This is a genomic window from Kineococcus sp. G2 (assembly GCF_037154035.1).
In the GTDB taxonomy this organism is placed as follows: Bacteria; Actinomycetota; Actinomycetes; order Actinomycetales; family Kineococcaceae; genus Kineococcus.
The window spans coordinates 1-13363 of sequence record NZ_JBBBEM010000113.1 but is presented as its reverse complement, the minus strand read 5'-3'; the positions used below and the strand labels follow the sequence as shown (position 1 = coordinate 13363).

Here is a 13363-nt window from a genome sequence, read left to right as displayed (position 1 = left end):
CACGGGGGGCGCCGGCCGGGTCCGTAGACTGGTGGGCGCGCCGCGGCGCTGAAGGAGGGCTGGCCGAGTGGTTGAAGGCGGCGGTCTTGAAAACCGCTAGGGAGGTACCCACTCCTTCCTCATGGGTTCGAATCCCATGCCCTCCGCACCCGTCCCGCCCGTGCCCGGGCACACCGTCCCTGGAGGTCCCCGTGAGCAGCACCGCCCCCGAGCTGCCGGCGCAGCGGCGTGCCGCGGCGGTCCGCGCCTTCCGCGCCCTGCCCGCCGCGGACCGCCGCGACGTCCTCGCCCTGGCCCGACAGGGCCGGCGCCACCCGGACGAGCGCGTCGTCGCCGTCGCCTGGTGGTACGCGGCGGCGGTGCTGCAGCCGCGCTGGTGGAACCGGGTGCCGGCGGGACTGCTGCCGCTGCCGGGGCTGGTCCTGCTGTGCGCGGCGTTCGCCGTGGACGCGTGGCCGCTGGCCGTGCTGGCGGTCCTGCTGATCGCCGCGGGCCTGAACCTGGTGTGGCAGCGGCTGACGACCGAGCCGCTGCTGCGGCTGGCCCGTCCCGCCGAGGTCGCGGACGCCCCCGAGGTGCCCGGCGCACCCGCCGGCCGCTGAGCGTCCCCGGCGCGCGCCCCGCGGCCGGGGGTGAGCCCGCGCCGCCCCGCCTGCCGGGCGCGCCTCAGCGCACGGTGCGCAGCGCCAGCGGCAGGCACCGCACCCGCACCGTCGCCCCGCCGGCCACGGGCAGCACCTCGCCGTCCATCTGCAGCGGCATGGGGTTGCGGGTGCGGAACTCGTACGGCTCGCTGCGGGACTCCACGCGGTGCCGGCCGCGCAGGACGCGCGCGAACTCCGCCAGCAGCCGCAGCTTGCTGCGGTGCTTGATGAGCAGCACCTCGAAGCGGCCGTCGTCGGGGGCGGAGTCGTCGGACAGGTGCGCGTACTTCGCCATCCGGTCGATGTTGGCGAACAGCAGGCTGTCGATGCGGACGTCCCGGCCGTCGTGGGTGAGGGTCATCGGCCGGTACTTCCAGAACGCCCGCACGACCAGCAGCTTCTCCTTCACCGCGTCCAGGTCGTGCTCGTTGAGGGCGGCGGCGGCCACGGGCGTGATGCCGACCCCGACGTAGGAGTGCGCCACGCGCGGCTCGCCGTCGCCGGTGTCGACCTCCAGCAGGTCCATGCGATCGGGGCGCCCGTCGCCGGCGGCGACCTCGGCGATGGCCTCGACGAGGGGGCGGCCGTGGGTGGCGTTGGCGTGGTCGTTGGCGTTGCCGGAGGGCAGCACGGTGGCCATCCCGCCGTCGTGCCCGGCGCGGCCCGCGGCGACGACGCCGTTGACGACCTCGTGGTAGCCGCCGTCGCCGCTGGCGGAGACCACCAGCACCCCGGGGTGGCGGGCGACGTGCTCGCGGGCGATCTGCTCGGCGTGCCCGGCGCGCTCGGTCTCCACGAGCTCCACGGGCAGGTCGGGGACGCGCTCGGCGAGCTGGTCGCGCAGGGCGCGCGCGTTGGCGGGACCGTCACCGGTGCTGTTGGGGTTGAGCACGACGACGACGCGCCGCAACGGGGTGCTGGAGCCGGTCACGTCCCGACCGTAGGGGAAAGGGCCAGGCGCGGCCCGTCGTCGCGCCGGCGGGACGGACGGACGCCGGCCGGGACTCGTGGTCTTCCCCTCCACGTGCCCCGGCCGGCGCGGTCCCATCCTGCCACCGGCCGGGCGCCGGTGGGAACCCCGGCCGCCCCCGCGGGGTGGGCCGCGGGACGGTTCGGGGCGCGGTCGGGCCGGTTCCTCGACAGGATGCGGCGCATGTGCGACGTCACGCCGAGAGCGGAGGTGGCCCTGCCGGCCGACCTCTCGGCGGCCCGGCGGGCCCGCGGGTTCCTGCGCGGGTCGCTGTGCCGGGTGCACCAGGAGGCGGCGCTGGAGCCGGCGCTGCTGCTGCTGTCGGAGCTGGTGGTGAACGCGGTGCGCCACGGCGCCCCGCCGGTGCGGGCGGCGGTGGAGTGCCGGGTGGAGGTGCTGCGGCTGGAGGCCGGTGACGGCAGCCCCGCGCGCCCGCGGCTGCGGCGCTCGCCGGTGGAGGCGGAGTCGGGGCGCGGGGTGGAGCTGGTGGACGTGCTGAGCCGGCGGTGGGGCGTGCGGGCGGACGTGACGGGCAAGACCGTCTGGTGCGACGTGGCGGCCTGAGCGGCGGGTCAGCGGGCGAGGACGCGCACGGCGGCGATGGCGACGTCGTCGTCGCTGCCGTCGGGCAGCATCCGGTGGATGAGCTCGTCGCACAGCTCCTCCAGCGGCGCACCCGCCAGGTCGGCGACCGCGTCGTGCAGCTCCGCCAGCCGCACCTCCATGGGGCGGTCGCGCCGCTCCACGAGCCCGTCGGTGTAGAGCAGCACCGTCGAGCCCAGCGCCAGCTGCGCCTCGTGCTCCACGCGGTCGTGGTGGGGGCCCAGGCCGATGATGAGCCCGTCGCCGGCGAGCTCGCCCACGCTCCCGTCGGGAGCGGCCACCACCGGCGGCAGGTGCCCGGCGGTGCACCAGCGGATCCCGCGGCACCCCGGGGTGGAGCGGGCGTCCAGCTGCAGCACGACCGCCGTGGCCAGCGTCGTGACGCCCAGCCCGTCCAGGAGCCCGTCCAGGCGCTGCAGCACCTCCCGCGGCGCGGCGGAGCGGTCGTGCGCCAGCGTGCGCACCATGGTGCGCAGCTGCCCCATGGCGGCGGCGGCGGAGACGTCGTGCCCCATGACGTCGCCGATGACGACGGTGGTGCAGCCGTCCGGCTGGGTGAAGGCGTCGTACCAGTCGCCGCCGACCTGCGCGGCCTCGGCGGCGGGGATGTAGCGGGTGGCGACCTCCAGGCCGGGCGCGTCGCGCGGCGGGCCGAGCAGGCTGCGCTGCAGGGTCTCGGAGGAGCGGCGCTGCTGCGCGTACAGCCGGGCGTTCTCCAGCGCCACGCCGGCGCGGGCGCCGAGGTCGGCCGCGGTGAGCAGGTCGTCCTCGGTGTACGGCGAGCGGTCCGGGCCGCTGAGCAGCGTCAGGGCGCCCGTGACCTGCCCGCGGGCGCGCAGCGGCACGACGAGGGCGCTGCCCAGGCCGAGGCGCCGCATGAGGGCGGTGGTGCCCTCGTCGCCGACGCCGCGCTCCATGTCGGCGTCGGTGACGTGCACGAGGGTCGGGCCGAGCTCCCCGCGCAGCACCCGCATGGACACGGACGTGTCGAGCAGCGCGGCCTGCGTGCGGGCGAACCGCTCCACGTCGGCCGCGTGCGCGGGGTTCGCGTGGGCGGCCCGCACCTGCCGGGTGCGCCCGGCGGTGTCCAGGACGGTCGCGAACGCCCACTCGGCGAACGCGGGCACCACCAGGGAGGGCAGCATGTCCTGCGCGGCGTCGGGGTCCAGCACCGCGGACAGCTCGTCGGCGACGGAGGAGAGGTACTCCAGGCGGCGGCGCGCGTCGCGGGCGGCGGCCAGGGCGGCGTCGCGCTCGCGCTCCGCCTGCACGCGCAGCGTCACGTCGGACTGCACCCCGACGTGGTGGGTGACGTTCCCCGCGGCGTCGTGCACGGGGGAGATGACCACCTCGTTCCAGAACGCGGTGCCGTCCGCGCGGTAGTTCAGCAGCAGCTCGGTGACGGTCTCGCCGCTGTCCAGCGCCTTCCTGATGCGGCGCACCGCCTCGCGGTCGGTCCCGGGGCCCTGCAGGAACCGGCAGTTGCTGCCGAGCACGTCCCTGCCGTAGCCGGTGACCCGCTCGAAGGCGGGGTTCACCCACACCAGCGGGTCGTCGGGCTGGTTGGGGTCGGAGATGGTGAAGGAGAGGTCGCTGGCCAGCACGGCGCGGCTGTGCAGCTGCTCGGCGGACTCGCGGGCGCCCGCGACGAGCGCCTTCTCCCGCAGCGGCAGCAGCACCACGAGCGCGAGGGTGGTCAGCTCCTCCACGGGCGCGTCCGTCAGCGGCAGCCCCACCACCCACAGCGCCTCGCGGGGGGAGGCCATGGCGGAGCCGCGGGCGGCGCTGACGCGCTCGCCGTCGACGGGCTGCCCCCGGGCGATGCGCGAGAGGGGGCTGGCGGGTTCACCGGTGCCGGGGTCGGACAGGTCGGAACCGTCGGAGGCCTGCAGGCCGGCGACGCGGGACCACTCGTCGATGCCGCAGGGCAGGGAGGCGCCGGGGGCGAGCTCCTCGGCGAGGGGGTTGGCGAACAGCACGGTGCCGTCGGTGACGCGCACGAGCAGCACCGCTCCCGGCTGACCGTGGACGACGCTGGGCAGCGAGTCGGCCACCGCGTCGTCCGCCAACGCGGCGTGGGTCCCGTCCATCGGCGGGAGCGTAACCCGCGGGGGTGCCCGGCGCCCGCCCGCCGCCCGCCCGGTGCCGTCCACCCGGGTGCGGGGCGCGCGCCTCCTCAGCGACGGGGTCGCGCGGGGGGAGACGGGCGCTGCGCGGGCGGGGCGGGCGTCCGCTGCGCGGGCGGGGCGGGGTGCCGTCGCTTCTCGGCGTACATGCGCCGGTCGGCGGCCGCCAGCAGCGCGGCGAGGTCGTCGCCGCCGGTGGCGTCGACGGCGCCCAGGGAGGTGCCGACGGCGACGGTGGTGCCGCCGGGCAGGCGGGCGGGGGAGGTGACGGCCGCGCGCAGCCGCCGCAGCGCGTCGGTGGTGGTGGGGGCGTCGGCGCCGCCGGTGTGCAGGAGGACGACGAACTCGTCGCCGCCGAGGCGGGCGACGATCCCGTGCCCGTCGAGGACGGCGGCGGCGCGCGCCACGACGGTGCGCAGGACGGCGTCGCCGGCGTCGTGCCCGAACGTGTCGTTGACGGCCTTGAAGCCGTCGAGGTCGAACAGGGCGAGCGTCCAGGTGCCGCTGCCGGCGGTGAGGTGGCGGCGGGCGTGCTCGGCGAGGCCGCGACGGCTGTGGGCGCCGGTGAGCTCGTCGCGCTGCGCGGCCGCGGCGGCGACCTGGGCGAGCTGGGCGCGGCGGGCCTGCACGGCGGCGAGCAGCACGGACAGGGCGAGCGCGGCGACGGCGGTGCCGAGGGTGGCGGGCCCGGGGGCGGCGGTGCCGAGCCGGGCGGCGGTGAGGGCGCTGACGGCCAGCGGCGCGACGACCTGCGCGGCGACGGTGACGGCGAGGACGAGCCGGGGGTGGGTGCGCACCGGCACGCGCGGCAGCGCGGTGCCGCCGGTGGGGGCGGGCGGCCCGGCGCGCAGGTGGGTGATCAGGAGGGTGAGGACACCGGCGGCGATGAGGACGATCCCGGCACCGCCGCCGAGGGGGTCGGCGCGGGTGAGGGCCTGGACCATGACGGCGTCGCCGAGCACGACCGCGCTCACCCCGGCGGCGGTGACGGCGAGCAGCCGGGTGGCGGTCCGGTCGGGGCGCGGGGTCGTCCAGGCGGCGCCGAGGACGGCGCCGAGCGCGGCGGCGGCCACGACGACGTCGAAGAACGTGAACAGGGAGTAGGAGCGGCCGTCGTCGACGAGGACGCCCAGCGGGGTGGCGAGCAGGGCGAGGGCGGTGACGCTGACGGTGACCTGCGCCTGCGCCAGGCCGCGCCGCCACGTCCAGCGCCGCCCCTCGGTGACGGGGGTGGTCAGGGCGAGGACGCCGAGGACGGCGGCGTACCGGACCACCTCGAGGGTCATCGTCACCCCGGGCTCGAACTCGCCGTCGGCGAAGCTGACGCCGGTGGTGTCGGTGGTCAGCAGCCAGTAGGTGTCGCCGGCGGCGGTGAGGCCCCAGTAGGCGGCGAGGAGGGCGAGGACGTGGCGCCCGCGGCGGCTGGGGGCCAGGTGCGCGGCTGCGGCCAGCACGGTGGTGGCCAGGACCTCCGCGGCCATCACGGGCGCTTCGAGGGTGCCGCCGAAGCCGCCGAGGAGGGCGGCGAGGCCGAGGACGAGCGCGACGACGAGGGCCGCGCGGACGCTCCTCGCCCCGGTCGCCCGCCGAGCGGTGAGGCTGTGCTCGTCGCGCTGCACCGGTTCCTCCTCCCGTCTGGTCCCGGGGACGATCGTCGCAGGCGGGGTGCCGGCGGGGGGTGCGCTTCGGTGAACGTGTCGTCCTCTCCTCGTCACGCAGCGTGGTGTCCGCGGGGTGTCACCCGGTCGAGCGCTGCGGTGCGGGCCCGAGCGTGCCGATGACACGGTGTGGACCGGAGCACCGGGACGGGAGCCGCGCTGCGCGGTCTGGCCCGCCCGACCGTCGTGGACTGGCTGAAGGAGATCGCCGGGGTCGTCGGCCCGAGCGAGGCGCTGCTGGCGTGGTCGCGCGCGACCCTCGCCACGGGCCTGCACGGCACGGCGCTGACCCCGGCGCAGATGCGCGTGGTCGGCGAGCGCCTCGCCGCCGACGCGACCGACCCGCGGCTGCGCCTGGCCGTGCGCAGCTGCCTGCTGAGACTGCGCGTGCACGGCGCGCTGGAGACGACGAAGGGGGCACCGAGGTGACGACGGAGCAGGGACCGCGCGCCGGCACGGCGGAGGACGCGGTGGAGGGCTCGCCCGAGTGGTACGCGTGGATGGCCCGGCAGCTCGCCACCGCCGCCCCCGTCACGGACGACGCCCTCTACGACCACGACCGCCTGGACGCGGTGGCGGCGCTGCGCGCCGACGAGGTGGAGCACGTGCAGCCGCTGGTGGGCGACCTGCTGGCGCGCGGCGCCGCCGAGACCGGCGCCCCGGTGGCGATGCTCAACGTGGTCCTCACCGGCGCGCAGGTCATCGCGGGCGCGCACGGCCTGACCGGCTGGATGGCCGAGGCGCGTGCGACGCCCGCCGAGTGGGCGCTGTGCGCGCGGGTGGTGCGATCCGGCGAGGAGCTGGTGGTGCCGGACCTGGCCGCCGACGCCACGACGCGGGAGAACCCGCTGTCGACGGTGGACGGGTTGCGCACCTACGCGGGCGTGCCGGTGCGCACCCGCTCCGGTCACGTCGTGGGGTCGGTGTGCGTGATGGGCGGCGAGCCGCGGGAGTTCTCCGGGGCGGACCTGGACGCGCTGCGGGCGGTGGCGGCGGAGGCCGCGCAGCGGCTGGAGGGCGCGGCGGGGGCCTGAGCCTGCCCGTCGCGGTGGCGCGTGGTCGCCGCCGGGTGGTCGCGGTGGTGGGGAGCCGGGTGCTGCGGCGGTCGGCTCCCCGTGCGCGTCCCGCCCTCCCGCACCCCGGTGATCTTGCACGGTTGAGCGTTCAGCAGTGCAAGATCACCGCGGAGGGGGAGGGGTGGCGCCCGCGCGTCAGGCGGTGGGGACGGCGAGCCCCGGCACCGGGTAGGTGCGGGTGAGCTGGGCGGGCACGCCGTCGAGGGGGACGGCCGCGGAGTACAGCCAGCCCTGGCCGAGGGGGGCGTTCATCTCCCGGCAGGCGGTGGCCTGGCGCTCGGTCTCGACGCCTTCGACGACGACGGCCATGCCGAGGCGGGTGGCGAGGTCGACGACGCAGGTGACGACGGAGCGCCCGTTGCCGGCCTCGGTGATGGAGCTGGTGAGGGAGCGGTCGATCTTCAGGACGTGCACGGGCAGCCGGTCGAGGTAGCCGAACGCGGAGTAGCCGGTGCCGAAGTCGTCGATGGCGATGGTGCAGCCGAGGCCGGCGAGCTCGGTGACGACGCGCTCGGCGGGGGAGTCGGCGTCGAGGAAGACGGACTCGGTGAGCTCCAGGGTGAGCAGGTGCGGCGGCACGCCGTGCCGGGTGAGGACGTCGCGGACGGTGTCGGCGAACCCGGGTGCCTGCAGCTGCACGACGGAGACGTTGACGGTGAGCCCGACCCCGGCGGCGAACGCGCCGGCGGTGGTGGCGCCGCGCACGGCGGTGCGCAGGACGTGCTCGCCGAGGGCGACGACGAGGTTGGACTCCTCGGCGACGGCGATGAACTCGCCGGGGTGGATGCGGCCGAGGGCAGGGTCGTCCCAGCGGGCGAGGGCCTCGAACTTCTCCACGCGGCCGGTGTCGAAGGACACGATCGGCTGGTAGTGGACGTCGAGGTGGCCGTCGCGCAGGGCGGCGCTGAGGCGCTCGCGCAGGAGGGTGCGGCGGGCGTGGGCGGCGGCGACGTCGCCGGAGTACACGGACACGTGGCCGCGGCCGGCCAGGCGGGCGTCGCGCAGGGCGATGTCGGCGCGCAGGAGGGCCGTCAGGGGGTCGCCGGCCTCGCCGCCGTCCCCCTCGCCGTCGTCCCCCTCGCCGTCGTCCCCCTCGCCGTCGTCCCCCTCGCCGTCGTCCCCCTCGCCGTCGTCCCCCTCGCCGTCGTCCCCCTCGCCGTCGTCCCCCTCGCCGTCGTCCCCCTCGCCGTCGTGGCGGGTGGGCCGGGCGGGGCAGGGGGCGACGCCGGCGACGGCGGACACCGGGAAGCGCGCGGCGCCGTCGACCCGGGCGGGGGCTTCGGCGACGACGCCGACGAGGGCGTGGGCGAGCCGCAGGGCGTGCTCGACGTCCCCGGGCACCAGGACGGCGATCTCGTCGCCGGCGGTGCGGTGGGCGGTGGCGCCCCACGGTTCGGCGGCGCGGCGGACCTGGTGGGCGGCGGCACGGACGAGGGCGTCGCCGGTGGTGACGCCGAGGACGTCGTTGACGTCGTCGAGGCCGGTGAGCTGGAGCAGCACGAGGGCGTGGTCGCGGTCGGGGCCGGTGAGGGCGCGGTGCAGGGCGGCGCGGTTGGGCAGGCCGGTGAGGTCGTCGTGCAGGGCCTGGAAGGTGAGGTGGGCGGTGCTGCGGTCGACGGCGCGCGCGGTGGTGACGTGCCGGACGGTGAAGGTGGCGAGCACCCACAGGTAGAAGGCGAAGAGCACGGGGTCGGCGCGCGGGAACGCGACGAGGACGGCGATGTCCACGAGCAGCACGGGCCCGGGCACGAGGGAGGCGATCTCCATGCGGCGGGCGGCGCGCGCGGCGGCGACGCCGGCGTGCCGGGGCGCGGCGGTGGGGGCGACGGCGGCGGCGGTGAGACCGGCGAGGAGGGCGACGGTGATCGCGACGTGCGCGACGTCCTGCTGGGGGGTGAGGGCGGCCACGGCGGTGGCGGCGGTCATGGTCCCGGCGGCGAGGCAGGTGAGGCGCATCCGGGCGTGCTCCACGGCGAGGGCGACGGCCATGCCGACGTGGGTGGACACCACGAGCAGGCAGGGCGAGGCGATCACCCAGGTGGTGCTGCCGGGGTCGGTGGAGCGGGAGAGGAGTTCCCAGGCGGCCACGGCGAGGGCGCTGCCGAGCATGAGGGCGTCGACGACGAGCGGGGGGTCGTCGGTGCCGGAGCGGGCGGCGAGGACGTGCTGCACGCCCAGTCCGAGCATCCCGAGGACCGCGGCGGTGAGGGCGAGGTCGGTGAGGGGCACGGGGCCGGCGGTGGCGTGCGGCCACAGGCCGGCGATGGTGACGCCGACGCCCCAGGTGGTGCCGGCGACGCCGTAGGCGAGGGCTTGCAGGTGCCCGAGCGCCCACCGCACCACGAGCGGCAGCGCGGCGCCGAGGAGGGCGGCGAGGCCGATCGCGGTGGTGATGCGGTCGGCCTGGTGCCAGCGGTCGTGCACGAGGGGGACGAGGGCGAGCAGCGGCAGCGTGAGGAGCGCCGCGACCGCGGCGCGGGCGCGCGGGGTCGCGGGGGCTGCTGCGGTCACGGGGTGTGCATCGGCGTCGCGGGGCGCGGGCTTGACGGGGCCGTGCGGGGGTCACCCACAGGAGTCACGGGGGCGGGGGTCCCTGCGTGGGTGGTGACCCGGTCCGCTGTGACTAGGCCGAACGGGTCTGGAGGGGTCAGCGGGACGGGTGAGGCGTCCCGTTACCAAACTGTTATGTACCCCCCCTCAAGGCAAAAGCGCAGGTCACGCCGTGTGTCGGTTGTGTGACAGAGGGGTCGAGTCCCACCAGTCCCATAACTCACCGTGTTGCCATCGTGACTCTCGTGTACGTTCGACTGCGTCACCAGGGAACTCCGCTGAGTAGTGGAGGAGCTGGCGGCAGCAGGCTCGCACTGAGCCGGCCCCCGTGGGGGGGAACATCACTTCACAACTGCCTTGGAGGCAATCGTGACCGCAGCAACCTCCCGGTTGCGCCGGCGTGGTATCGGGGCCGGCGTCGCGGCTCTCGTGGGTCTGACCACCGTCGGGTTCTCTTCTTCCGCTTTTGCCGCCCCCGGCTTCACCGCCGACCGCGTCTTCGGCGACAACCGCTTCGAGACGGCCGCCAACATCGCGCTGGAGACGTTCCCCGACGGCGTGAGCACCGCCGTCCTCGTCAACGCCTACAGCCCTGCTGACGCGCTGTCGGCCGCCGCGCTCGCCGGTTCGCTGGACGCCGCCGTGCTCCTCACCGACCAGGGCTCCCTGAACGCGGACACCGAGGACGCGCTCGAGGTCCTGGGCGTGGAGAACGTCGTGGTCGTCGGTGGCGCTGCCGCCGTGAGCGCGGAGCAGTACAGGGCTCTCGACGCCACCTACGCGGTGGAGCGCGTGTTCGGTGCCGACCGCGTCGCCACCGCCGTGGACGTCCTCGGCGAGCTGTCCGCGTCGCCCGAGGCCTCCAACCAGGCCTTCGTGGTCCGCGCGTTCGGCAACCCGGCCGACTCCCTGGCCGCCGGCCCGATCGCCTACGCGAACGGCATCCCGATCCTGCCGGTCGCCGGTGCCGTGGACGAGGCGTGGATCAACGCCGTGCGGGAAGCCGGTATCGACACCGTGACCGTCCTCGGTGGCACCGCTGCCGTGCCGGCGTCCGTGGAGGAGTCCCTCCGCGACGCCGACTTCACGGTCAACGACCGCGTCTTCGGCGCGAGCGGCCAGGCCACCGCGGCCGAGCTGGCGCGCATCGCCGTGTCCGAGTGGGGCTTCTCCAACACCGGCGTCGGCATCGCCCGCGGCGACACCACCGAGGTGACCAACGCGGCCGACGCGCTCACCAGCTCCCAGTGGCTGGGAACCCAGCAGTTCCCGCTGCTGCTCACCCAGGGCAACGGCGTGCTCGGCGACCCCGCCGCGAACTACCTGCGCGACAACTCCGGGACCCTCGTCGCCGGCGCTGTCTTCGGTGGCACCGCGGCCGTGGCCCCCGAGGTCGTCGAGGCTGTCGAGGATGCCGCTCAGGGTGAGGCTCCGCCCACCAACCAGGCCTTCAGCATCACCGCGAACGACGACGCCGTGGTCAACGAGGGCGGCGAGGTCACCTACACCGTCTCGGGCGTTCCTGCCGGCGACGTGACCATCGCTCTGGCCGAGGCTAGCGCTGTCACCGTCACCGACGGCACCGTCACCTTCGAGGACAACGACGGTGCTGCGGAGCTGGGCTCCGTGGCCGCCCGCGTGATCTCCGTCAACGACACCGTGGTCAGCTCCCCCTCCGCCATCGTGACCACTGAGGTCGAGGCGGGGACCTTCACCTTCACGGTCGTCGGTGGGGCCAACGCCGAGGAGGCGATCGTCCCGGTCATCTTCGTCGACGGCGAGGATGACGGTCTGGACGTCGGCGACGACGGTGCTCCCGTCGACGACTTCGGTGTGGGGCCGGCCACCACGTTCGCCACCGTCACCGGTCTGGTGGCCACCTCGGCCACGCCACTGCGCCAGTACGGCACCACCTACACCCAGACCGTCCAGCTGGTGACCGACACCAACGACGAGGACGGAAACCCGCAGACGGCTCCGTACGCCGGGGAGAGCATCGTCTTCCAGGTCCTCCGTGGCGGTACTGCGGTCAACACCCAGGTCGTGACCACGGACGCCACCGGTACCGCTTCCTTCAGCTACACCCTGGCTGACCCGGACGCCGACAGCAGCAACCAGACTGTTGACACCGTTCTCGCCTGGATCGACTCCAACGGAGACCGTGTCAACGGTGGCGACGAGCCGGACGTGACCAGCACGGTGACCTGGACGGACGCCGCTGCCGCCACCCGCACGCTGGACCTTGAGGCCGAGGCGGAGTTCGCTCAGGTCGCTTCGGCCAGCAGCGTGAGCGCGACGGTCACCGACCAGTACGGCAACCCGCTGGTCGGTGAGGACGTCGTCTTCACCATCACCCGCACGGACAACGCAGGTGTCGAGACGGTCGTGGGTCCCTACACCCGCACCAGCAACGCCGACGGCGTGGCCACCCTGCGTTACACCGGGCCGGTTGACTCGGCCACCGACGTGGTCACTGCGGGCGTCAACACCGACGACGACGCCGACCTGGAGATCACCCAGGGTGCGCCGACGTCGGTCACCTGGTACGAGGAGGCCGAGGAGTCCGCGGCCGCCCAGACGGGCACTGTGCTGGCCGCCAACACCGAGGCCAACACGTTGTACGCCAACGTCGGGGGGACTGTCCTTCAGTTCAACTACGGCTCCGGGCAGCTCTTCGCGGTGGGCGGTGACGGTCGGACGCTGGACCAGTTCGAGGCCGCGATCACCGATGCCCTCAGCCAGGGTGCTCCGCTGACCTTCTCGGTGACGAACTACCTCGTGGACGACGCGGTGGCGACCTTCAACCTCGAAGAACTCGCCACGCTCCAGGGGGTCACCTCCAGCGAGACCAACGGCGCTGCTCTGGACCAGGGCGACAGCTTCACGCTGAACTTCTCCGACGCGGTCACCTTCAACAGCTCCGTCACTCTGGTGGACGCGGACGGCACGTCGGTCACTCTGACGGACGACGCACCCAACCCGACCGCTGTCTTCGCCGCCGCGGGGGAGAACGCGATCCGCGTCACCGTCGCTGCTGGTGTGAACGTGGCCGCGTTCGACCCCACCAACGTTCGTGTTACCGCTCTGGCGGGCATCGCGGACGCCGACACCAACACCCCTGCTCCGGTGGGCCCTAAGGCGCCGACCGACCAGCCGCCGGCTGAGGGGGGAGACACCGACGGTGACGGCGTGAACGACGACATCGACGCGTTCCCGCTGAACCCGGCGGAGTCGGTCGACACCGACGAGGACGGCATCGGCAACAACGCGGACGACGACGACGACAACGACACCGTCGCCGACGCCGACGACGCGTTGCCGCTGGACGTCAACGAGTCGGTCGACACCGACAAGGACGGCATCGGCAACAACGCGGACGGCGACGACGACAACGACACCTGCGCCGACGCCGACGACGCGTTGCCGCTGGACGTCGACGAGTCGGTCGACACCGACAAGGACGGCATCGGCAACAGCGCGGACGGCGACGACGACAACGACACCTGCGCCGACGCCGACGACGCGTTGCCGCTGGACGTCGACGAGTCGGTCGACACCGACAAGGACGGCATCGGCAACAGCGCGGACGGCGACGACGACAACGACACCGTCGCCGCCGCCGACGACGCGTTCCCGCTGGCCGCCAACGAGTCGGTCGACACCGACAAGGACGGCACCGGCAACCGCGCGGACCTCGACGACGACAACGACACCGTCGCCGACGCCGACGACGCGT

The 13363-nt window shown here is 75.2% G+C and carries 9 protein-coding genes and 1 tRNA gene; 6 read left to right on the top strand and 4 right to left on the bottom strand.

Annotation, left to right across the window (positions count from 1 at the left end; translation table 11 throughout):
• The first annotated feature begins 53 nt into the window (after nt 1–53).
• Together V9U69_RS15915 and V9U69_RS15910 are read left to right on the top strand one after the other, a co-directional pair.
• A tRNA-Ser gene (locus V9U69_RS15915) sits at nt 54–146 on the top strand.
• A gap of 45 nt (nt 147–191) precedes the next feature.
• On the top strand, nt 192–602 hold the full coding sequence (locus V9U69_RS15910) for a hypothetical protein (protein ID WP_337062832.1): 411 nt from the start codon (nt 192–194) through the stop codon (nt 600–602).
• A gap of 64 nt (nt 603–666) precedes the next feature.
• On the opposite strand, the gene V9U69_RS15905 is transcribed toward V9U69_RS15910, so the two are convergent.
• The gene (locus V9U69_RS15905) at nt 667–1575 is read right to left on the bottom strand and encodes a diacylglycerol/lipid kinase family protein (RefSeq protein ID WP_337062831.1); all 909 of its coding nucleotides are present in this window, start codon (nt 1573–1575) and stop codon (nt 667–669) included.
• Nucleotides 1576–1797: 222 nt separating this feature from the next.
• Between V9U69_RS15905 and V9U69_RS15900 the strand changes: the two genes are divergently transcribed.
• Entirely contained in the window at nt 1798–2178 is a 381-nt protein-coding gene (locus V9U69_RS15900) for an ATP-binding protein (RefSeq protein ID WP_337062830.1), read from the top strand.
• Nucleotides 2179–2186: 8 nt separating this feature from the next.
• On the opposite strand, the gene V9U69_RS15895 is transcribed toward V9U69_RS15900, so the two are convergent.
• Together V9U69_RS15895 and V9U69_RS15890 are read right to left on the bottom strand one after the other, a co-directional pair.
• A complete protein-coding gene (locus tag V9U69_RS15895; protein ID WP_337062829.1) occupies nt 2187–4307 on the bottom strand; it encodes a PP2C family protein-serine/threonine phosphatase in 2121 nt (706 codons plus the stop codon).
• Nucleotides 4308–4393: 86 nt separating this feature from the next.
• Nucleotides 4394–5962, bottom strand: coding sequence for a GGDEF domain-containing protein (locus V9U69_RS15890; RefSeq protein ID WP_337062828.1), 1569 nt, complete (start codon nt 5960–5962; stop codon nt 4394–4396).
• A gap of 168 nt (nt 5963–6130) precedes the next feature.
• On the opposite strand from V9U69_RS15890, the gene V9U69_RS15885 reads away from it, so the two are divergent.
• Complete coding sequence (locus V9U69_RS15885; protein ID WP_337062827.1) at nt 6131–6430, top strand: hypothetical protein; 300 nt, start codon at nt 6131–6133, stop codon at nt 6428–6430.
• The gene (locus V9U69_RS15880) at nt 6427–7035 is read left to right on the top strand and encodes a GAF domain-containing protein (protein WP_337062826.1); all 609 of its coding nucleotides are present in this window, start codon (nt 6427–6429) and stop codon (nt 7033–7035) included. The genes V9U69_RS15885 and V9U69_RS15880 overlap by 4 nt, the downstream gene beginning before the upstream one ends.
• 177 nt (nt 7036–7212) lie before the next feature.
• Here V9U69_RS15880 and V9U69_RS15875 read toward each other — a convergent pair whose 3' ends face one another.
• Nucleotides 7213–9588: a putative bifunctional diguanylate cyclase/phosphodiesterase gene (locus tag V9U69_RS15875; protein WP_337062825.1), complete on the bottom strand. Its 2376-nt coding sequence runs from the start codon at nt 9586–9588 to the stop codon at nt 7213–7215.
• A gap of 408 nt (nt 9589–9996) precedes the next feature.
• Between V9U69_RS15875 and V9U69_RS15870 the strand changes: the two genes are divergently transcribed.
• Nucleotides 9997–13363: cell wall-binding repeat-containing protein (locus tag V9U69_RS15870; RefSeq protein WP_337062824.1), on the top strand; the 3367-nt coding region annotated here is incomplete at its 3' end.